The organism is Candidatus Methylomirabilota bacterium, from assembly GCA_035709005.1.
Taxonomy (GTDB): Bacteria; Methylomirabilota; Methylomirabilia; order Rokubacteriales; family CSP1-6; genus 40CM-4-69-5.
This window is the reverse complement of record DASTFB010000110.1, coordinates 1-20,998: the sequence shown is the minus strand read 5'-3', so window position 1 is coordinate 20,998 and position 20,998 is coordinate 1. Positions and strand designations below refer to the sequence as shown.

The window sequence follows — 20,998 nt, the reverse complement described above, 5'->3', positions numbered from 1 at the left end:
GATCATTGTCAAGCGCGGCGGAGGTCGCCTCCGCCGGAACTCGGGCCCGGCGCGTCGGCGCCCGCGAGAAAAGGAGGCTCCGCGGAGCGTCAAGGGCTGATCCCGGTCGCGGGCCTGGGGCGAACAGGGGACGATCGGCCGGGCGCTATCGCGCGAGGTGCGCGTCGCTGGCGACGCGGGCCGCCCCGAGCAGCGGGGCTCGCGGATCGAGCGCCAGACGCACCGGGATCGACTCCATCAGACCAGCGAAGCGGCCCTTGTCGCGGAATGCCGCGATGAAGCTGCCGCCGGCGAGCTTCGTCCGGATCTTGGGCGCGATCCCCCCGCCGACGTAGACGCCGCCCACGGCGAGCGCCCTGAGAGCCAGGTTCCCGGCCTCGGCACCGTAGATCGAGGCGAACAGGTCGAGCGCCTCGACGCAAAGTGGATGCTCGCCGGCGAGCGCGACCTCCGAGATGGCGGCGCTACTGCCCAGGCGGTCCATGCGCTCAGTGAGCCACCGCGGCTCGGCCGCGCCGCTCCTCTCGCGCAGAAAGCGGTAGATGTTGAACAGCCCGGGCCCGGAGAGCAGGCGCTCGTAGCTGACATGACCGAACTCGCCACGGAGGTAGGCAAGCAGCTCGCTCTGGCGCTCGGTACGGGGGGCGAAGTCGGCGTGACCGCCCTCTGACGCGACCACGATCCGACGCATGCCGTCGCAAACGATCAGGGCTTCCCCGAGCCCCGTGCCAGCGGCGATGAGCGCCATGTTCCCCGTCCGGGGGGCGCCGACCTGCAGTGTCAGCAGGTCCCTGGGGGGCAGCTCCATCACCCCCCAGGCAGCAGCCTCGAGGTCGTTGAGGAGCATCGCCCGGGGCGTCGGGATGGTGTCCAGCAGGCTCTTTTCCTCGAGCGCCCAGGGCAGGTTCGTCGCCTCGCATCGTCCGTCGATGACCGCACCGGCCACGCCGAAACAAGCTGCGTCGACCGTCGGCGTAGGGCCGGCCTCGAGGAAGTGGCGAATGATCGGTTCCAGACCGGGGAACTCGCGGCTCGGCAGCGTCATGTCGCGCACCAGCCGGAGCGCGCCCTCCGCCTCTTCGAAGAGCGCCACCACCGTCTTCGTGCCGCCGACGTCTCCGGCCAGGATCGTCGTCACTTCGCGTAGATCTCCATGATCGTCCTCAGGAACGCCAGGGCTTCCGGCTTCTTGCGCTGAAACGAGTTCCGACCGATGATCGAGCCGAAGCCCCCACCGTCGCGGATCGCTCGGGCCTCCTCGAAGACCACCTCGTCGCGCTCCTGCGTCGGCCCGCCCGAGAAGATCACCACCCGACGCCCGTTGAAGGTGGACTGGACGACATGACGCACGCGCTCGGCCAGTGTGCCCACCGGGACTCGTTCCTTCTCGTACACCTTCTTGGCGGCCTCCTGCTCAGTGTGGGCCGTCGGTAGCTTCACCTTGATGATGTGGGCACCGAGCTGCGCCGCGATGTGCGCCGCGTACGCGGTGACGTCGATCGCCGTCTCACCCGCCTTCGAGAGCCCTGAGCCGCGCGGGTAGGACCAGATCACCACGACGAGACCGTAGCGCTTGGCCTCCTCGGCGAGCGCCCGGATCTGGCTGTACATCTCGAGCCGATGAATCGACCCCGGGTAAATCGTGAACCCGACGCCGACGCAGCCGAGGCGCAGCGCGTCGCCCACACTGCCGGTCAGAGCCTGAGTCGGATCCGGCTCCTCGAGTAGGACGTCGTGATCGTTGAGCTTGAGAATCAGCGGCACCTCCCCGGCGAACTCGCGCGCCCCGGCCTCGAGGAAGCCCAGGGGCGCCGCATACGCGTTGCATCCGGACTCGATCGCCAGTTCGAAGTGGTACCGCGGGTCGTAGGCCGGCGGATTCGGCGCGAAGCTCCGGGCTGGCCCGTGCTCGAAGCCCTGGTCCACGGGCAGGATGACCATCCGGCCCGTGCCGGCCAGCCGGCCGTGATTCATCAAACAGGCGAGATTCGTGAGAGTGCCGGGATTGTCGGCGCCGTACCAGCTGATGATCTCTTTGACCCGATCGCTCATGAGCAGCCCCCGTGTCAGCGACGACCCGCCACGAACTCCTCTGCAACGGCCACGTCCTCCGCGCTGCCGATGGCCAGCGGAATCCGCTGGTGCACGGAGCCGGGGCGGATGTCCTGGATTCGCTCGCGTCCTGTGCTCGCCTTACCACCGGCCTGCTCGATGACAAACGCCATCGGCGCGGCTTCGTACTGGAGTCTCAGCTTCCCGGTTGCCTTTCCGTCGGCGCCGACCTCCGCGGGGTAGAGGAAGATGCCCCCCTCGAGCAGCGTGCGGTGCACGTCGGCGACCATCGAGCCCACATAGCGCCCGGTGTAGGGGCGTCCCGTGGCCGGATCCCGGGCTCGCAGGTAGTCGATGTACCGGAGAATGCCCGGCTGCCAGGCCGGCGCGTGCGCCTCGTTCACGCTGTAAATGCGCCCGCGATTTGGAATCTGAATTTTTCGGTACGACTGCACGAACTCGCCGATCGTCGGATCGAGCGTGAAGGCATGAACACCGGCCCCCGCCGTGTAGACCAGCATCGTGCTCGGCCCGTACATGACGTAGCCGGCCGCGACCTGGGCCGTCCCCGGCTGCATCGCGTCCGGCGCGACGTGATCGCCTCCGTGTCCATGCTGGCGGCGGATGGAGAAGATCGTGCCCACGATGCCGTTGATGTCCAGGTTGGAGGACCCGTCGACCGGGTCGAAGCACACCACGTACTTGCCTGCGGCGCAGCGATCGGCGACGTGCAGCGGCTCGTCCATTTCCTCGGAGACCATCGTGCAGACGACCCCGCTGGCCTTGAGCGCCCCGACCATCACGTCGTTGCCCCAGACGTCGAGCTTCTTGACCACCTCCCCCTGCACGTTCACCTCACCGGTCGTGCCGAGGCGGCCCATCAGGCTGGCCCGCGACAACTCCCGGGCGAGGAGCTTGCCGGCTACGGCGATCTGGTTCAACACGAGGGCCAGGTCGCCGATTCCGGCGTCTGTTCGCAGGTGCTGTTCGAAGCGCGCGCTGATCTCGTTCATGCGCCACCTGAGGGGGTCAGCTCGCTCGCTGCCGCTCGGTCGACCAGCCACGTGAGCCGCCCCGCCACCGGGTTGAGGGATTGTGAGGGCAGTCGTTCGACGTCACGCGGCCCTTCCAGCACCGCCCGGAGGGTCCCTGCCTTCTCGGCGCCCGTCACGACGACCAGGATATCGCTGGCCTGGTTGATGACCGGGAAGGTGAGCGTGATCCGCTCGGATCCGAGCTTCGGGACGAGGTTTGCCACCACGTGGCGGTGCCGCTCGCGCAGGGCCTCGGTGTTCGGGAACAGCGACGCGGTGTGGCCGTCGGCTCCCAGCCCGAGCAGGATCAGGTCGAATACCGGGGGGGACCCGTCCGGGCTCACCCCGAGGACCCGGCCAATCTCGACCTGGTAGTCGCACGCCGCCGCCTGGCGGTTCGGCCGCTCGGCCTGAATCCGATGAATCTGCTCCGGCCGCAGGTCGACCTTCGTGAGCAAGGCCGCGGCGGCCATCCCGTAGTTCGAGTCCGGGTGCTCGGGCGGCACGGGACGTTCGTCACCCCAGAAGACCTCGACGCGGGCCCAGTCCACCTGATCGTGATGCTCGGGCTCGGCGAGCAGCTCGTAGATGCGGCGCGGCGTGACGCCTCCCGCGAGCGCCACGCCGAAGCGTCCACGGGCCACGACGGCCCGCTGACTGAGCTCCACGAACTCCCGCGCCGCCGCGCGGCTCAACGTCTCGGCGTCGGGCAGGATCCGAACCGCACTCATGGCGGTGTCACAGAACAGTCTCGGCCATCGTCCGCGCGAGCGCGAGGCTTGACTCGAAGAGTCGGTCGCGTGCGAGATCGGGGAGTTGGCGCGCCACGAGCGCGGCGCGGCTCTGCACGGGGCCGGCCAGCCCCAGGGTTCGATCGGCAAGCCCCTCGGCGAACACGGTGACCTGGCCCGGTCCCTCTCGCGTGAACCGGAATGTGACCGGCCGCCCGTTCACCTTGGTCACGACCCGGACGGACTGGACATCGGTGGCACCCGTGGCGAGGCGCCTGATCTCCACGCGGGGCGCGCCCTGCGCCGACTGGAATGCCCACGAGACCTCGGGGCCCGGCAGCACCTTCCCGCCCCGCGGGACCCATCCGAGGCGGAACCCCAGCCATCCCGCGAGGAGCCAGGCCTGCGTGAGCGCGTGCGGGCCGTGCTCGACAGCCACCGCGCTGATCGCCTCGAAAGCGCCCGGCGCTAGCCCGGGGTCGAGCGACTGGGCGATGATGCGATGCCAGAGCTTTGGGCGCCGCCACGCGAGATCCGAGGTCACCGGCTGGCGGCCGCCGCCCACCCAGTTCGCGACAACGACCAGTTGCCTGAGCGGATCGGTCCAGGCAAAACTGTCGTAGATCACCTGGCCGGCCAGCTCGGCGAGCTGGACGAACAGCTCGCCCGCCAGCGGCGGCGCCTCGGGCGTGACCCACCAGAGCGTCGTCGGCAAGTCGCCGAGCAGCAGCGCGCGAACCGCGGAGGGCAGGCGCGCGATGGCGTGGCTGCCCGCGCGGATGGTCACGCACTCGCCGCAGGCTGGCTGGGACGCTTCTCCCGCCCGGCGGTAAACCGTGACCGAGGCGTCGATCTCTGCCGACTGGCTCCCCGCATCGGCGACGAGCAGGAGGACGCGCGACGGATACTGCGAGACGATCGTCGCGAGCTCTTCCTCGACGTCCGCCTTCTCCTCCTCGCGCCGGCAAACGATCACGAGATTGCCCATCAGGGCCCGCGCGCTCGGCGCCCCGGCCAGGGCGTCGGGCGATGACCACGGCCGCCCCAACTCCTGCTCGACCGCCCGGAGGCCCACTGCCTCCGGCCCGCGCGCCACCACGGCCGCCGACGTCAGAGGGTCCTCCACGTGCGGCCGTCGGCCTCGATGAGTCGATCGGCCTCGACCGGGCCCCAGTTGCCCGCCGGGTACTCGGGCAGATAGCGCGAGCGACTCGCTTCCCAGGCCTCGAGCATGCCGGTCACCCACGCCCACGCCGCCTCCACGGCGTCCCGACGCATGAACAGGGTCGCGTCCCCGGCCATGACGTCGAGCAGCAGACGCTCGTACGCCTCCAGCGAGGAGTCCCCGAAGGTGGCCCCGTATCGGAAGTCCATCTTGACGGGGTAGATCCGTACCTTGGGGCCGGGCAGCTTGGACGACAGGCGCATCGAGAAGCCTTCGTCCGGCTGAATGCGGAGCGCCAGGACGTTCGGGTCGAGCGGGGCATCCCGGCTGGTGTTGAACAGGATCTCGGGCACCGGCTTGAACTGGATCGCCGCCTCGGTGACGCGCTTGGGCAGGCGCTTGCCCGTTCGAACGTAGAAGGGCACCCCCGCCCAGCGCCAGTTGTCGATGAAGAGCTTCAGGGCGACGTACGTCTCGGTCGTCGAATCCCGGCGCACCCCGTCCTCACGCCGATAGCCCGGCACCTCTTCGCCGTGCAGGTAACCGGGACCGTACTGGGCCCGCACCACCTGCCGATCCACGTCGCTCCCCCGCAGCGGCCGCAGGCACCGCAGCAGGTTCAGCTTCGCATCCCGGACGTTCTCGGCATCCAGCGACCAGGGGGGCTCCATGGCGATGAGGGCCAGGACCTGGAGAATGTGGTTCTGCACCATGTCGCGCAGCGCGCCCGCTTCTTCGTAGTAGCCGGCGCGGACTCCGACGCCCTCTTCCTCCGCGACCGTGAGCTGGACGTGATCCACGTACTTCGCGTTCCACAGCGGCTCGAGCACCGAGTTCCCGAATCGAAGCACGAGGATGTTCTGGACCGTTTCCTTGCCGAGATAGTGATCGATCCTGAAGGTCTGCGACTCATCGAAGGTCTGGGCCAGCGTGGCGTTGATCTCACGCGCGCTCGCCAGATCGCGTCCGACCGGTTTCTCCACGATCACCCGGGAGATCGGCCCCTCGTGCGGGTCCGCCACGAACCCCCCCGCGCGCAGCTGCTGGAGGCACGCGGCGATCAAGCTCGGCGGGATCGAGAGGTAGAAGACCCGATTTCCCGGAATCCCAAACTCCGCCTCGACCTTTTCCAGCCGCCGCCTGAGCTGAGCATAGGCCTGGGCGTCCGTGAAGATCCCGGGCACGTAGAAGAGCGATCGCGAAAACTGCCCCCAGTGCGCTTCGTCGAGAGGACGGCGCGAGAAGCGCTCGATGCCCTTTCGGGCGTGAGCGCGGAAGGCCGCGTCGTCCATTTCCTCGCGGGCGAAGCCGACCGTCGCGAAGTTGGCCGGCAGTAACCCGTCGACCGACAAATTATAGAGAGCCGGCAGCAGCTTACGAGCGCTCAGATCCCCGGCCCCACCGAAGATCACCAGCGTGCAGGGCTGGGGGATCAGGTTCTGCGCGAGTCCTGCCGTGAGAGGGTTCGGCGCGCGCACCTCGACCATGGACGTATCCCCTCGCTACGCCTTCTTGACGGCGTGCCCACCGAAAGCGTTACGGAGCGCCGCCAGCATCTTGTCGGCGAACGACTCCTCCTGCCGCGAACGGAACCGCGTGAAGAGGGACGAAGTCAGCACCATGGCCGGCACGTCTTTCTCGATCGCGTCCAGCACCGTCCAGCGGCCCTCGCCCGAATCGTCCACGTGCCCCTTGATCTTCTCGAGCCTGGGATCGTCTTGCAGGGCCGAGCCGGCGAGCTCCAGGAGCCAGGACCGGACGACGCTCCCCTGCATCCACAGGTCGGCGATCTTGGGAAGGTCCAGCTTGAAGCTGCTTTTGTGGAGCAGCTCGAACCCCTCGGCGTACGCCTGCATCATGCCGTACTCGATGCCGTTGTGGATCATCTTGACGTAGTGGCCCGCGCCGGCCGAGCCCATGTAGGCGTAACCGCTCTCGGGAGCCAGCGTTTTGAAGATGGGCTCCAGGCGCCGGAAGATCGCCTCCTCGCCGCCGATCATCAGGCAGTAGCCCACCTTCAGCCCCCAGATCCCACCGCTGGTGCCCGCGTCGACGTAGTGAAGGCCCTTGCCCTTCAGCGCCTCGGCCCTTCGCGCGTCGTCCTTGTAGTAGGAGTTCCCTCCGTCGATGATCACGTCATCGGCCTGCAGGATGTCCACCAGCTCGCTGACCGTACTTTCGGTCGGCGGCCCGGCCGGTACCATGACCCACACCGCCCGGGGCGGTGTCAGCCTGGCGACCATGTCCTTCAGGGAGGTGGCGCCAACGGCGCCCTCCTGCATCGACTCCTTCACGGTGTCCGGCGACCGGTCGTAGGTCACGACGCGATGCTTGTCCCGCTGCAGCCGGCGCACCATGTTCATGCCCATCCTGCCGAGTCCGACAAACCCCAGTTCCATCGGTCTCCTCCTACTTGTGCCCGAGCGCGGCCTCGAGGAGGCCGCAGGCTCGGTCGAGTGCCGCTGGATCGGCGGCGGGAAGATGGAGACGGAGCGCGCGACGACCCGCCGCCTCCAGCGAGGCGAAGTCCCCGAGCGCCTGCGCCAGTTCGAGCACGCCGAACGAGAACGCCTCGCCGGGAATCGTGAGATCCTGCTTGGGGTCCGCGGTGATCACGACGAACTGACCGCTGTTCATGCCCCCCTTGTGGAGTTGTCCCGTGGAATGGAGGTAGCGCGGCCCGAACCCCAGGGTGGTCGCCACCCGCTTGCTGCTCCTGAACGCTCCGCGGACACGCTCGAGTCGGCTCTCCACGTCCGGCCGGGGGGGCAGATAGGCGAGCAGCCCCACGTAATCACCGGGCTGGATGAGGTCTACAAACGCCCGCAGGGCCGGGCCCGTAGCCCGGTGCTCCTGACCGATCTTGTCGAGAACGACCTTGTTGAAGGTGAGGCTCACGTCGTCGACGGTGAACTGGGGCCCCGGCGCGGCCAGGCTCCGCTCCGCCAGATACTGCTTGAGGAGCACCTTGGTGGCGTCCTTGGCCTGCTGCACGTTCGGCTCGTCGAAGGGATTGATCCCGAGAATGGCCCCGGCCGTCGCCGTCGCGATCTCCCAGCGCAGGAACTCGGCGCCGATCCCGAGGGGCTCGACGAGCCGGATGGTCACGATGGGGTGGCCGGCCGCTCGAAGCCGCTCGACCTTGCCGTCGCGGTCGTGCTCCTCGGGATCGCCTCCATGCAGGCGCAGCCGTACGAACAACCGGTCATTGCCGTAGACCTCCGGCGTACCGAGCGCTTCGCCGGCAATGGGGACGATGCCTGTGCCCTTCTTGCCGGTGGACTCGGCAATGAGCTGCTCGACCCAGAGGCCGAACGATCTGAGCCGCGGGCCGGTGATGAGCGTGAGCTTGTCCCGTCCTGCCCGGGCCGCGCTACCCATGACGATCCCCAGCGCCACGCCCGGGTTCTGCCCGATGGCGTTCGTCGGGCCGCACAGGAGCGCCATGCCTCGCCCCCACGCCAGCAGCCCGCTGACGTCGAGACCCATGAGCGCAGCCGGCACCATCCCGAAAAAGGACAGCGCCGAGTAGCGCCCACCGATGTCCGACGGGTTCACGAAGATGTCACGGTAGCCTTCCTGCTGGGCGAGCTCGTGCAGCTGCGTTCCCTCGTCGGTGATCGCTACCAGGTGACGGCCCGGTTGCTTGACTCCCGCGGCCTCCAGCTTCCGCTTGAAATAGGCGGCCAGCGTGTTGGGCTCGATCGTCGTCCCCGACTTGCTCGCGACGAGAAAGAGGGTTTCCCTGATTGCCAGCGAATGCTCCACCGCATCGATCGCCCCTGGATCGGTCGAGTCGAGCATGGCGAAGGCCGGCGCCCCGGGCTGGACGCCGAGCACGGCGCGCATCACCTCGGGCGCGAGGCTCGAGCCGCCCATGCCCAGCAGCACGACGTGCTTGATGCCGTCCTTGCGCACGCCTTCGGCGAAGCGCGTGAGGCGGCCCAGACTCTTGGCCATCAGCTCGGGGACCTCGAGCCAGCCCAGGCGGTTGGCGATGCGCTTCTGCTCGTCCGGGTCGTCCGACCAGAGCTCGGCCTTCTTGGACCAGAGGCCTCTGGCGAAGCCGGACAGCTGGAACTCGATATTGAATCGATCCAGCGCCTTGCCGAGACCCGCGCCCGCGACCTCGTAACGGCCCCGCAGCAGCGCCGCCTTGCGTTTGGTGTCGATGCCGAGCAGGAGCAGGGTGAAGGAATCGGCGAACGTGGTAACGGCATCGGCCTTGAGCTGCTTCAGGATCGCCGACGTGTCGACGCCCGCCTTCGCCAGCTCGCTGAACACATTGCGCGCAGCGTCCACGTCGCTGGTGATCGTGGGGCGCGCCTTGCCGTGGTCACGGAAGGCGTTGAGGGCGCCAGGCGGCATCGTATTCACGGTGTCGGCCCCGACCAGCTCCTCGATGTAGAGCACGTCGCTGTATTTGGGATTCTTGGTCCCCGTTGACGCCCACAGCGGCCGCTGCCGACGCGCGCGCAACGACTCGAGCTTCTGGAACTCGGGGCTCGAGAAGAGCTGCTGGAAGCGCTGGTACACCAGCTTCGTGTTGGCGATCGCCGCCTTCCCCTTCAACGCCTCCAGGCGCCCCTTGTCGCCCGCGGCGCGCGCCGCGGTGATCATCCGGTCCAGGGCCTTGTCCACCGCGGTGTCCACACGGCTCACGAAGAAGCTGGCTACGGACGCAACCTTCGAGACGTCCAGCCCCTTCGCCGTGCGGTCCTTCAGCCCATCGAGGTAGGCCTGCACGGCCGCCTCATAGTCCGCCACGGAGAACAGCGTGGTGATGTTGACGTTCACGCCCTCGGCGATGAGGCGGCGGGCCGCATCGAAGCCGGCGTCCGTGCCGGGAACCTTGATCATCACGTTGTCGTGGTTGAGCAGCTTCCACAGAGCGATCCCCTCCGCCACGGTGCCATCCGCGTCGTGCGCGAGGGCCGGGGACACCTCGAGGCTGACGTAGCCATCGGCCCCGTTCGTCGCATCATAGACCGGGTGCAACACATCCGCTGCCTCGGCGATATCGGCGACCACGATGCGGGTGTAGATCTCCTGGACCGACATCCCGCGCCGGGCGAGGATGGCGATCTCCTCGTCGTACGCATTGCCGTAGTTCACACTCGCTTCGAGGATGGTGGGATTGGACGTCACGCCCCCCAGGCCGTCTTCCGTGATCATCCGCAACAACTCGCCAGAGGCCAGCAGGTGTCGACTGATGTAGTCGTACCAGACGCTCTGGCCGTAGTGTCGGAGGTCGGTGAGCGCCATCTCGCCCTCCTAGTGGGCCACGACCGCCGCACCCGTGACCTTCCGGGTGAGGACGCGATCGATGGCCCCGAGAATGTGTTCCGCCGTGAGACCGTAGACCCGGAGAAGCTCCTCGGGCGTTCCGGACTCGGCGAACACGTCCGGCATCCCGACAAACTCCATGGGAACAGGGTGCCTATGGGTGACGGCCTGAGCGACGAGGCTGCCCAGTCCCGGCCGCGACAGATGCTCCTCGGCCACGACGATCGCCCCGGTCTCGGCGGCGGCGATCTCGATGGTCGCCTCATCGAGTGGCTTGGCGGTATGGCAGTCGATCACCCGCACGTCGATGCCACGGCGCTCGGCGAGCTCGGCAGCCTCACACGCGACCCCGACCATCAGGCCGTTCGCGACCACCGTGACGTCGCGCCCGTACGAGAGGGTCTTGGCCCGGCCGAAGGAGAACCGCTCGCCGGCCGCATAGATCTTGGGCGCACGCGGTCGCCCGACCCGGATGTAGACCGGACCGTAGTGCTCGGCCGCGGCCCGCACCAACGCCGCGGTCGACACTTCATCCGCCGGCACGGCCACCGTGAAGCCGGGCAACGAACAGGCCAGCGCGACGTCCTCGATCGACTGCTGCGACGGCCCGTCCTCACCGAGTGTGATTCCGCCGTGGCTGCCCACGAAGTTCACGTTGAACTCCATGTAGGCGCAGCAGACGCGGAGCTGTTCGTAGCCCTTGCACATCAGGAAGGACGCGAAGCTCGAAGCGAACGGAATGAAGCCCCCCGCCGCGAGACCCGCGGCCATCGAGCACATGTTGGCCTCGGCAATCCCCACGTCGAAGAACCGGTCCTTGAACTTCTTGCCGAAGAGCGAGGTGTAGGTCGACTTTGAGAGGTCGGCGTCGAGCACGACGATGCGCGGGTTCTCCTCGCCGAGCTCGGCGAGCGTCCGGCCGTACGCCTCGCGCGTGGCCAGGCCGGGCTCCAGCGGTGACGTCCAGCGGCGGATCATGACCTGCCCCCGCTCAGCTCGGCCAGGGCCTTGAGAACATCCTCCGGCTTGTCGGGGACAGTGCCGTGGTACTTGAGCTGGTTCTCCATGTACGACACTCCCTTGCCCTTCACGGTCGCCGCGATGATGACGGTGGGACGCTCCGTGACCCGCTCGGCCTTCGCGAAGGCGTCCAGGATCTGGTCGTAATCGTGCCCGTCGATCTCCAGCACATGCCAGTTGAACGCGCGCCACTTGTCCGCGAGCGGCTGGAGATCCGTGATCTCGTCGACGCGCGCGTCGAGCTGGAGACGGTTGAAATCGATGATCGCGCAGAGATTTCCGAGCTTGATGTGCGGCGCGTACATTGCCGCTTCCCAGATCTGCCCCTCTTCGCACTCGCCGTCGCCGAGCATGACATAGGTCCGGCAGGGGCTTCCGCGCAGGCGGGCGGCGATCGCCATCCCGATGCCCATCGACAGCCCGATGCCGAGCGACCCGGTGGAGGCCTCGACCAGTCCGAGCTTTCGCCGGTCGGGATGGCCCTGCAGGGGTGAGCCGAGCCGGCGCAGCGAGGTCAGAAGATCGTGAGTGATGTAGCCGGCCTCGGCGAGCGCCGCGTAGAAGACCGGGCACGCGTGCCCTTTCGAGAGGACCAGCCTGTCTCGATCCACCCAGAAGGGCTCCTGCGGCCGGTGGCGCATGACCCCGAAATAGAGGCAGGCGATGATGTCCGCCGCCGAAAGGCTCCCGCCAGGGTGGCCCGAGGCGGCCGCCGCGAGCATCTCGATGACGAGGCGCCGGAGATTGCGGGCCCGGGTGGCGATTGCGGCGACGTCGATGTTCTCAGAGGCCATCGTTCAAGCTCCTTTCACCTGCGCTCCCAGGCCGGACCGGTCTGGGTGGCGGGCACCCGACTGCGGGCAACACACTCGGCGAGACAGCAAGGAAGAGACACGAGGGAAGAAACACCCTGGGCGACCGACCATCCCTTCATTGCGGCCCTCCCCAACGGGCGTCGGGCCGATCCTCCCGTTTCGAGCGAGGGCGCTACATTACATAAGGTCGAGCGCTTTGACAACACCATTCGAGATGACTGTAGAGAGCGCATGCTTTGTCGCCCGGGACGAGCACACGAACACCGCTCGTCGACATGGCCGGGCCCGAGGAGATAACGCAAGGTCCGTCGCGCCACACGGCGCCGCCGGCATCCGGGGGCTCTGCGGCCGTATCGCGAACCGTTATCGCTCGGCGACGGCGGCGCTCCGTTGCTCGATGAGTTGCTGGAACAGGCCGCGGAGCGGGGGCAGGGCGCCGAAGAGCGCGGAGAACGCGGTGCGGTCCACGGTCAGAAGGTTAACGCTCGTTCGGCTGCGTGCGGACGCCATTCGTGGCAGGTCGCTGACCAGCGCCATCTCGCCGAAGCAGTCCCCGGGGCCCAGCACCGCGAGGACGACCTCGCTGCCGCCCGCGTCCCGCTTCACCACTTCCACCTCACCGTCCACGACGATGTAGAGGCGATCCCCGCGGTCGCCCTGCTCGAAGATGGTCTCCCGGGGCTCGAAGTGCTCGCGGCCGACGGCCGGTGCGTCGTGGGTCCGGAGCTGGACGATGTCAGGCTTGAGGAGGAGGTCGAGGAACCAGTCGGTTGCCACCCTCACCTTTCGATCGAGGCCTGGAAGCTTCATCAGGTAGATCAGCCGCCAGAGGAGCCAGGCGAAGAACCCGGAGAGCTTCAGGTCGAGAATCTCGGCGACCGCCGAATGATGGCCGAGGCCACCCAACTTTCCGAGGGCTTTGAAGGAGAACGGCTGCGGCGCCCGACCGCGGAGTGTCGCCAGGATGTTGTTGGCGCAGCAGACGGCCTGGCGCGTCGCGTGCTGGGCGGTCGGCGGGCAAGGCTGCCCGGTGTGGCGATCCAGAACCCAGGCACAGTCCCCGATGGCCCAGACTCCGGGGAAGTCCGGCACCGCCAGATAGTCGTTCACGACGATGCGGTCGCGATCCTTCTTGCATGCGAGCGCGGCGAGGAGCGGGTTGGGCGCGGAAGGAACGGTGCTTACCAGTGTCTTGGTGGGGATTTTCTCGCCCCGCTGCAGCAGCGCCGAGTCGGCCGTCGCCCCGGCCAGGCGCGTGTTCAAACGAATCTCCACGCCGTTGCGCTGGAGCACCTGGTGCGCGAAAGCGGCCAGGTCCTCGGGAAGCTCGGGCAGGATCCGCGCCCCCGCGAGCAGCACCACATGGATCCGGTCCCTCTCGATGTGGCGAAAGCTCCCCGCCACCTTGCGGACGAAGTCGTTGATCTGGGCCACCACCTCGACACCGGAAAAGCCCCCGCCGGCCACCACGAACGTCAGGAGCGCCTGACGGAGCTGGGGGTCCTGCTCGATATCGGCCTCTTCGAGAGCATGGATGATGTGGTTGCGGAGCACGAGAGCATCGCCCAGGTACTTGAACGGAAACGCGTGCTCGCGGAGCCCGGGCTGGCTGGCGAAGTCCGTGATACTCCCCAGAGCGAGCACCAGGTGGTCGTATTCCAGCTGATACGGGCGAGGGCGGAATCCCGAGCTGGTCGTCACGACGCGCTTCTCCAGATCGATGCCCTCGACCGTGCGGACGTAGAGGTTGGTGTTCGGGCAGAGGCGACGAATCGGCGCGATGGTGTCCAGAATACCGATGCTGCCGGAGATCACCTCGGGCAACAGCGGCTGGAACACGAGGTAGTTGTCCCGGCTGACCAGGCCGATCTCGACTTCGGCGTCTCGGCCGAGGTGCTTTTCCAGCGCCATGGCTGCGTAGACCCCGGCGCAGCCGCCTCCGAGGATGAGAATCTTGGTGCGTCGCGACCCGGCCACGAGCGGTCATAGTATCGCAGAACTCACCCTTCTGCTCGCCCTCCCTCCGGACCGACTCCGAGGAGGCGATCGTACGCCTCCTACCTGAGCCGATAGGTCAGGGTGAAGGATTTGCCGCGCCGCTCCACTTCTACCGCGACGGTCGAGGGGCGGGTCCTCCGGGCCTGCGACATGAGCTGCTGGGGCCCGGCCATGCCGTCGACGGGCTGCCCGTTGACACGCCGGATGATGTCGCCGGCCTCGAGGCCCAGCCGGCCGACCAGCCTGGGATCGGTCACGACGAACCCGCGGGCATTGAGATCTCCCGCCGCCACCTGCGAGGCGATCGAGACGCCCGGCCCTCCCTCCAGGAAGAACGACGGGCGAATCGTGGTCGCGATCCGGCTCGTGGCCCACTGGATGGCCAGCCAGTAGCCCTCCCGAACCGCATAGGTGGTGGGGCCTGTGCGTTCCACCGGGATCATCGACAATGTTTCGATGGGGTCGCGCAACGGGCTGAAGTCTCCCTGCGAACGGTAGTCGTCGAGATGATCCGTGCGGCCGCCTCGACGACGGTGCACTTCGACCTCCACGCGAGCGCGCGACGCCTCCAGCGCGATGACGGACCGGTCGAGCTTCGGCGTGCCGTCGACGGCCCGGTACCAGTATTCGAGCTCCTCGATCACCGCCGCCCTGACGAAGATCAATCCGCCCAGCCCCGGCAGCGGTTGACCTCTCTTGACGACATGCCGGACGTCCGTCGCGGTGTTCCGCAGCGTCAGGCGGTCGGCGGTGACGCGCTCGACCACGACCGTCACGATCGGGCTCGATCGACCCGGATGGAAGACCGCCTCCCCGGTCGCGTGCAGTGTGCCCCGGCCGTCCGGGTGGCGCAGGACGGCGTACGCAGTCGGGGTGGGAAGCTTGACTGCGACCCTGCCCGCCTCGGGTCGCGCGGCGCGGGACCGATCGTCCTGTTGCGCCGGCCGCGCGCCCGTCTGGAGCTCCGCTGCAGCCGCCTCCCCGACGACGGACAAGCACGCGGCCAACACGAGGACACCGACGGCTCCCATGATCCGGCTCATCGCCACGTTCTCCTCTCTTATGCCCGGGGGCCGATCTCGATGCGGAGGGACCGAGGCGCGAAGCCTGCTTGCTCCAGCTTCTGGAGCATCTCCCGCACGTCCGCCACGTAGCCGAAGCGAACATAGGCGGTGATCGTCCCCTCCTCCGCGCTCACCCTCGCGCTGTCCAGCCACTGCAAGGTGCCGCCGAGCCGGGGATCGCGCTCCGGGGTCATCGCCTGTCGGGCCGCGAACGTACACTCCGGGCAGCCGACGAGCTCCGCCACTTCGGCTCTCAGTGCGAAATGGGGGACACCTCCGAACTCGATCGCTCCCGGAACCGCCCCGGCCTTCCGGAGCGCGCTGGTGAGCCCGATGAAGTCGGCCTGCTGCACGTCCGCCGCATTCAGGACGAATCCCCTGCCGCAGGAGGAACGCGATGGTGGACTCCCGGCATCGCCCTCGCCCACCACCTCGACCTTGCCCGCCCACCCCAGGTCCTCCATCGCCCGACGCACGTCCTCCAGCGCCCCGCGACAACCGACATGGTCGATCCACACCCTGACCTCCGGCCTGGTGAACTTCGCCAGCGCCTCCGGACTGGGGGCGAACAGTTGCTTGCTGAAGAACAGGTCGGTGAGGATGAGCACGAGCGCCCAGGCGACCGTCATGGCGATGATTTGCCTGGCGTTGCTGAAACGCACCGAGGACTCCTGCGCGTCGTTCACGGGTGCTCGACCCGGGTCAGCAGATACAGCATGGGGAAGATGACGAGCGCAGCGATCAAAACGGATCCGACGAGCGCGATCAGAATCTGGAAGCCCGTCTTGCCTTTCCGGGCCTGGTACTCCTCCATTTCCTCGATCTGGTAGAACTCGTCCGAGTGGCTATTGGAGAACATGACGACCAGAAACGCGCCGATCGGGTAGAGGTGAGGAATCTCCGCCCAGCCGAAATCGATCACCATCAGCTTCGTGAACACGTAGACCATCATCACGGACCAGACCCGGGTGAAGGCTCCCACCATGATGAGGAAGCCGGTGAGGACTTCCGTCAGCCCGAAAGCCACGATCCAGGCCTCCCGGTGGTACGCCGGATCGGTGCCGGCGTAGAACATCTTGATCAGCGGGTCTTCCAGGACGCTCGGGTAATTGTCGGCCACGCCCGCGGTCAGATCGTGGTTGTAGAGCTTCATCCAGCCCAGGGCCACGAATCCGAAGCCCAGGGTGAGGCGCACCCAGCGCATCTGGCGAGGAGTGACACTGGTGATGATCTGCTTGTGGGAATACCAGGGGGACGAGACGTAGATCACGGCGGCCGTGAGCACCGGCAGCACGTCCACGGCGATTTTCCAGTCGAACGCATAGAGCAGATAGACGAAGGTCCCGAAGATCGTCGCCCCGCCGAACGGGAGGAACGCCTGGGTGATGATCCCCATGGCCATGACGACCTGCGCGTACTTGAAGACCAGCGCGGTCGAGGGCTCCAGCGGGTAGCTGGGCATGACCAGCGAGTCGTTGACCGCCGAGAACATGAGCACGAGCGCCGGACTCCGAAGGAACAGGATGACGACCCACTCGCCGACCTTCTTGAACCACGGGTGGTCGACCGGCTTGTCGGTGACGAACGAGGCGATGAGGTGCACCCACCGCTTGGCCCGGCCTTGCAGCCGCCACAGGAGCCGATTTTCGATGAAGTTGTCGAGCGGGTTTCGCAGGAACCAGATGAACAGCATCACGGCCAGGAGCGCGGCGATGCGCACGGCGACGTCGAGCATGTTCGGGTCGAGGCGGCGGAAGAACTCGCGGTGGAGCGGCCGGAGGATGTCGTGTTTGATGAACCGCTCGTGGGCGAGGGCCAGGCCGGGCAGCAGGACCATGAGCCCGGCGATGGCCCAGGCCTGCCCGTGGTGGAGCCGAAGGACTGCGGCCTTCATCCGAAGTGACGACCTCCAGGGATCGAAGAACGCCGGCGTGGCGAGGGCCCGGACGGCGCTGCCGCCCGGGCTAACCCGCTCCTGCCGGGTCGCCAACCCTGGGCCGATGTGCTCCCGGTATCAAAGCGCCTTCAGGAAGTTCAGCACGTCCTGCTGCTGTGCCGGGGTCAAAACGCGCCACCGCTGCATCACGTTCCGCGCCTCGCTGCGATTGCCGCTGGCCAGCGGAGGGCAGACGTCGGCGTCGCTTCCCCCGGGAGGCACCGGGCAGCCGGCGCCCGGTTGGGGCAGATCATGCAGCTCGATGGCAGCGAGGAGCGCGTTGTCGAAGCTATCCACGATCAGAGGGATGTTCGTCCCGGCCGTACTGGTCTGAACCGTGCGGCCACGGATCCCGCCACGGGAGAACGTGGACAGGAAGACCCGCCCATCGTGCAGGAACGGCGGACCGATCAGGCCGATCCCCATGAGGGGTGGCGTTCTCCACTCGGTGCCGAAGGCCAGCCCCTGGCCCGGGAGGGCGAAGTCGGCGAGATTCCGCGAGATCTCGACGGTACCCGCCAGCAGAGAAAAGGGAGTCGGCGGGACTGGATTGGAACGCCCCTGGGGAAGCTGCCCCATATTGTGGATGAGCAGGTCCGAGAAGATCGGAAACCACCTGTTGCTCAGATGCCCGGCCCCGACCCGGGCCGGCGACTGGCCTGTCCGCATGATCGGGGTGTGGCAGCCGACGCAGTTCAACTGGCGGTCGGCCTGGTTGATCCCGTTCGGATCACCGACGGGGACCATGCCCGGGATCAACCGGCTCCGGAATGCAGCCAGGTCGACACCGAACAGCACCGCTCCGTTCTCGATGCTCGCACAGCCACCTCCGCCGACGAGCAAGCACGCATCGAGGTCGGGGAGCGAGATCATTCGGATCAGGCTGCGGAGATTTGTCACCTCCTCGGCCCTGAGTTCCGGATCCGGAGCGACGTCGCAGTTCCGGCCGACGTTCAGATTGTTGTTCTGCTCGAAGGGAGCGAACGGACTCGTGAGCCCGACTTCCCCCTGCGTGCCCCCGATCATGAACTGAAACAGCGTGGGGCCCGCCGCGCGCAGCCCGAAGCGCGAAAGCCGGACGACGGGATCACCCCCGATGAAGGCGGCATCGGCGTGGTTTTCATTGTGCCGGCCGGAGATGCAGTCTCCGGGACATTCCGGGTTGGTGACCGAGGCTGCGGCCAGCGACGAGCTGTGACCTTGAGTGTCGCTGGGATCTTCCCGGAGGCCCAGGCCCGGGTTCAGCGCATCATTGAAGACGATGTCGCCGGCGAAAATGGCCTCCATCAGCCCGCGGCCGATGTAAGGTGGCGCCGCCCGTTCTCCCACCGCCCGCCGCCCGCCCAGGGCGCTGAGGCCCGTGGCGGGGTCGATGCCGCCCCGCAGGGTGGGGTCGATCGACTCATCGGGAATGATGTCGGTCGCGCAGTCGAAGGTGGCCCGCACGTGCTGGATCGGCCCGCCGAAGAAGCTCAGCGGATCGAACCCGCCCGAGGCCGGGAAGAAGGTCCCGAAGAGCGTAAAGGCTGCGGTCGGCGGGTGCTCGGGATCCAGGGTGTTCGCCGCCGAGGCCTTCGTGATCAGGGCGTGGTTCGTCAGTCCGGACCGGGCCGCGCGGGAAGCCGGCGTCGGAGTCGTGACCGGGGCAAGTCCCACGAGTTGTTCCGAGTTCCGGTGGCAACCCAGGCAGATGGGCTGGTTGAAGATCGGGCCCAGTCCATCGTCCGGGGTGCGGTCGGTGATGAAAAACGACAGGGCGCGGTCGAAGACGCCCCGCTCGTCGGAACTCAAGCTCGGGTAGGCCAGGGCGGCCGCGGTGTTCGCCGTCCCGAAGGTCCCGCGCGGCACGCGCTCGACGGGCTGGGTTTGGGCCGGGTCGGGGGGACCGGCGATGCCGGAGAGATCACGGTCGCCGACGGTGTTAGGGTCTTCGGTGATGCTTCCCCCGCTGTCACTGCATCCAGCGAGGATCAGCGAAGTGAGCAGTCCCGCCACGAGCCACACGCTCCGCCGCATGTCACCCCGTAGCGCTTTCATGGTCCCCTCCCCCGGCCCGACCGGCCGGGTGGTCGCACGGAACCGCCGTCGCCATCGCCGGCGAGTCCGTCAGTAGGTCCACACCAAATCGACGAACCAGCGCTCCACGCCGTTGTCTTTTCTCGGGAATCCCTCGAAGTTGAGGTAAGAAAACACAATCATCAGATCCGGAAGGATGCGGTAGTTGACCCCCAGTTCGTAGCCGCGATACGCCGTCCCCGCGCCGAGGTCCGAGTCGGCGAAGGTCGCGATCGTCGCATCGGCGTCGACATCGCGGTACGTGAACCAAACGTTGAAGAGGCCGTCCAGGAATCGCTTTCCGGCGCCCCGGAGCCCCACCGTCAACCCGTACCCTTCATCGTCCCGGTCCACGCTCGTGTTCTTCACCCAGTCCCCCGCCACGAAGGGCTCCAGCAAAGCGAATCCGACGGGGTCGACCCAGCGGGGAGGGATGGGCAGATACGCCTGACCGGTGAGGTTGAGGATGGTGAAATCCTCCTCCACGAACCCCTCGGCGCCGGGTCCGAAGTTGATGCGGTTGTTGGTCGCCTGAAGGCCCGGCCGCATGAGCAGGGCGCTCGTTCCGGGGGAAAGGAACGCGCCCTGCCCCGGGACGAAGCTGGGCGCCCTGAGCCCGGCATTGAGATTGTTGTAATCGTAGACAGCCATGGCCAGGGTCACCGGATCGACCTGAAGCTTGAACTGGTTGGCGAGGAGGTAGGTGTCGTTCGTCAGGCCCGCGAACCGCACATCGGTGACCTCGCTCACGATGAAGTAGCCGAAGGTGTTCTCGAGCTTGAGAAAGGGCAGGCCGGTGGGGATGGGAAACTTCAGTAAGGCTCCCTCGGGGTTGATGTCGTCATCCCAGATGATTTCGCTGCGCCAGGTGCCACGGTCCCCGCGCCAGAAGGGCAGGGGCATCTTTCCGAACGTCAGGGAGAGATTCTCGACGGGCTTGAGGACGTCGTAGGGCTCCCCGAAGAACTTCAGCGGGCGGGTGAGGATGAAGGCTTGATCCAGGTTGAACGATTTGCTCACGAAGACGTCGCCCAGGCGAATGAAGGGCGAGGCGGGGTTCGGATCTTCACCCGTCGACAGCCGCAGCCCCGCGCCTGCCGCGCCGTCGAGATTGTAGTCCACCAAAAGCCGGATCCGGGTACGAAAACCATTGATCTCGTTCTCGTCCTGGAACAGATCGGTCTGATCCTCCACTTCGGTGCTGTCGTAACGGAACGTCACGCTGGCGCCGAACCTGAGGGGCCATCTCGCCGGCTCTTTCGGCGGTGAAGGGGTCGGCGCCGCCTGCGGTGGAGGGGTCGGCGCCGCCTGTTGTTGCGCCTTGAGCGCTTCCAACTCCGTCCGGATCCTCTCCAACTCGCGCTCCAGTTCTCGGATCCGCTCCGCGTTCGCCTGCTCCTGCTGAGCCCGGACGGGAGCGGTTGGCAGCAGAGCCACCAGTAAGGCCACGACCACGCCGAAAAACGGTCTCATGGAGACCTCCTCGACCCGGAGGGCGAAGGGTCCTGACGAGGCATGGTGACGGAAAGCCGGGGCCGGCCATGGCTCGTGGTCACCATGGGTTGGGGCCATCTCGATGTGGGGCGGGTGGACGGTGAGCGGCGCCCGCCCCTTGAGTACGATAGCGGCGCTCCCGGTCAGGGTGTAGGGTAAGAGGCGCGTCGGCGCAGGCTGCTGCGTTGCGCAGGCCGTTTTTCAACATGCCTCTCACCTCGTCGGGGATGTCGAGAGCACGGGACCGGAAAAACACCATTTATAGTGTCCCTTGTCAAGGGGAATCTTCAGCCCGTGGAGCGCGGCCATGAGCGGTGACCCACTCGCAGCACTCGCTATGCGAGCGAT

16 protein-coding genes are annotated in these 20,998 nt (G+C 67.3%); all 16 read right to left on the bottom strand.

Annotated elements, in window-relative coordinates; genetic code table 11:
- Window positions 1-145: 145 nt before the first annotated feature.
- Window positions 146-1,138 carry a glucokinase gene (glk, locus tag VFR64_20315; GenBank protein HET9492082.1) on the bottom strand — a complete coding sequence of 331 codons (993 nt, stop codon included), beginning with the start codon at window positions 1,136-1,138 and terminating at the stop codon, window positions 146-148.
- Window positions 1,135-2,052 (bottom strand): class I fructose-bisphosphate aldolase, encoded by a 918-nt coding sequence (locus VFR64_20310; GenBank protein HET9492081.1) that lies wholly within the window; start codon window positions 2,050-2,052, stop codon window positions 1,135-1,137. The genes glk and VFR64_20310 overlap by 4 nt, the downstream gene beginning before the upstream one ends.
- A gap of 14 nt (window positions 2,053-2,066) precedes the next feature.
- A complete protein-coding gene (gene fbp / locus VFR64_20305; protein HET9492080.1) occupies window positions 2,067-3,065 on the bottom strand; it encodes a class 1 fructose-bisphosphatase in 999 nt (332 codons plus the stop codon).
- On the bottom strand, window positions 3,062-3,817 hold the full coding sequence (gene pgl / locus VFR64_20300; protein ID HET9492079.1) for a 6-phosphogluconolactonase: 756 nt from the start codon (window positions 3,815-3,817) through the stop codon (window positions 3,062-3,064). Before pgl ends, fbp begins: the two co-directional genes overlap by 4 nt.
- A gap of 7 nt (window positions 3,818-3,824) precedes the next feature.
- Window positions 3,825-4,943: a glucose-6-phosphate dehydrogenase assembly protein OpcA gene (locus VFR64_20295; protein ID HET9492078.1), complete on the bottom strand. Its 1,119-nt coding sequence runs from the start codon at window positions 4,941-4,943 to the stop codon at window positions 3,825-3,827.
- The gene (gene zwf / locus VFR64_20290) at window positions 4,928-6,469 is read right to left on the bottom strand and encodes a glucose-6-phosphate dehydrogenase (GenBank protein ID HET9492077.1); all 1,542 of its coding nucleotides are present in this window, start codon (window positions 6,467-6,469) and stop codon (window positions 4,928-4,930) included. Before zwf ends, VFR64_20295 begins: the two co-directional genes overlap by 16 nt.
- Window positions 6,470-6,484: 15 nt before the next feature.
- Window positions 6,485-7,381 (bottom strand): decarboxylating 6-phosphogluconate dehydrogenase, encoded by an 897-nt coding sequence (gene gnd, locus VFR64_20285; GenBank protein ID HET9492076.1) that lies wholly within the window; start codon window positions 7,379-7,381, stop codon window positions 6,485-6,487.
- Between the two features lie 10 nt (window positions 7,382-7,391).
- The gene (locus VFR64_20280) at window positions 7,392-10,247 is read right to left on the bottom strand and encodes a bifunctional transaldolase/phosoglucose isomerase (protein HET9492075.1); all 2,856 of its coding nucleotides are present in this window, start codon (window positions 10,245-10,247) and stop codon (window positions 7,392-7,394) included.
- 9 nt (window positions 10,248-10,256) lie between these two features.
- On the bottom strand, window positions 10,257-11,246 hold the full coding sequence (locus VFR64_20275; protein HET9492074.1) for a transketolase C-terminal domain-containing protein: 990 nt from the start codon (window positions 11,244-11,246) through the stop codon (window positions 10,257-10,259).
- Window positions 11,243-12,082 (bottom strand): transketolase, encoded by an 840-nt coding sequence (locus VFR64_20270; GenBank protein HET9492073.1) that lies wholly within the window; start codon window positions 12,080-12,082, stop codon window positions 11,243-11,245. Before VFR64_20270 ends, VFR64_20275 begins: the two co-directional genes overlap by 4 nt.
- 384 nt (window positions 12,083-12,466) lie before the next feature.
- Window positions 12,467-14,080, bottom strand: a complete 1,614-nt coding sequence (locus VFR64_20265) for an FAD-dependent oxidoreductase (protein HET9492072.1) — start codon at window positions 14,078-14,080, stop codon at window positions 12,467-12,469.
- Window positions 14,081-14,160: 80 nt separating this feature from the next.
- Complete coding sequence (locus tag VFR64_20260; GenBank protein HET9492071.1) at window positions 14,161-15,144, bottom strand: hypothetical protein; 984 nt, start codon at window positions 15,142-15,144, stop codon at window positions 14,161-14,163.
- A 17-nt stretch (window positions 15,145-15,161) separates the two neighbouring features.
- Window positions 15,162-15,827 carry a hypothetical protein gene (locus VFR64_20255; protein ID HET9492070.1) on the bottom strand — a complete coding sequence of 222 codons (666 nt, stop codon included), beginning with the start codon at window positions 15,825-15,827 and terminating at the stop codon, window positions 15,162-15,164.
- 20 nt (window positions 15,828-15,847) lie between these two features.
- Complete coding sequence (locus VFR64_20250; GenBank protein ID HET9492069.1) at window positions 15,848-17,059, bottom strand: hypothetical protein; 1,212 nt, start codon at window positions 17,057-17,059, stop codon at window positions 15,848-15,850.
- 120 nt (window positions 17,060-17,179) lie between these two features.
- Complete coding sequence (locus tag VFR64_20245) at window positions 17,180-19,138, bottom strand: hypothetical protein (GenBank protein ID HET9492068.1); 1,959 nt, start codon at window positions 19,136-19,138, stop codon at window positions 17,180-17,182.
- Window positions 19,139-19,207: 69 nt separating this feature from the next.
- Window positions 19,208-20,629, bottom strand: coding sequence for a putative porin (locus VFR64_20240; protein ID HET9492067.1), 1,422 nt, complete (start codon window positions 20,627-20,629; stop codon window positions 19,208-19,210).
- Window positions 20,630-20,998: the final 369 nt, after the last annotated feature.

What these genes read in the sequence shown, in the direction of transcription:
- pgl (HET9492079.1), bottom strand. Translation starts at nt 3,817, where the DNA reads ATGAGTGCGGTTCGGATCCTGCCCGACGCCGAGACGTTGAGCCGCGCG.
- zwf (HET9492077.1), bottom strand. Translation starts at nt 6,469, where the DNA reads ATGGTCGAGGTGCGCGCGCCGAACCCTCTCACGGCAGGACTCGCGCAG.
- VFR64_20310 (HET9492081.1), bottom strand. Translation starts at nt 2,052, where the DNA reads ATGAGCGATCGGGTCAAAGAGATCATCAGCTGGTACGGCGCCGACAAT.
- VFR64_20250 (HET9492069.1), bottom strand. Translation starts at nt 17,059, where the DNA reads ATGAAGGCCGCAGTCCTTCGGCTCCACCACGGGCAGGCCTGGGCCATC.
- VFR64_20275 (HET9492074.1), bottom strand. Translation starts at nt 11,246, where the DNA reads ATGATCCGCCGCTGGACGTCACCGCTGGAGCCCGGCCTGGCCACGCGC.
- gnd (HET9492076.1), bottom strand. Translation starts at nt 7,381, where the DNA reads ATGGAACTGGGGTTTGTCGGACTCGGCAGGATGGGCATGAACATGGTG.
- VFR64_20270 (HET9492073.1), bottom strand. Translation starts at nt 12,082, where the DNA reads ATGGCCTCTGAGAACATCGACGTCGCCGCAATCGCCACCCGGGCCCGC.
- VFR64_20280 (HET9492075.1), bottom strand. Translation starts at nt 10,247, where the DNA reads ATGGCGCTCACCGACCTCCGACACTACGGCCAGAGCGTCTGGTACGAC.
- VFR64_20260 (HET9492071.1), bottom strand. Translation starts at nt 15,144, where the DNA reads ATGAGCCGGATCATGGGAGCCGTCGGTGTCCTCGTGTTGGCCGCGTGC.
- VFR64_20240 (HET9492067.1), bottom strand. Translation starts at nt 20,629, where the DNA reads ATGAGACCGTTTTTCGGCGTGGTCGTGGCCTTACTGGTGGCTCTGCTG.
- fbp (HET9492080.1), bottom strand. Translation starts at nt 3,065, where the DNA reads ATGAACGAGATCAGCGCGCGCTTCGAACAGCACCTGCGAACAGACGCC.
- VFR64_20245 (HET9492068.1), bottom strand. Translation starts at nt 19,138, where the DNA reads ATGAAAGCGCTACGGGGTGACATGCGGCGGAGCGTGTGGCTCGTGGCG.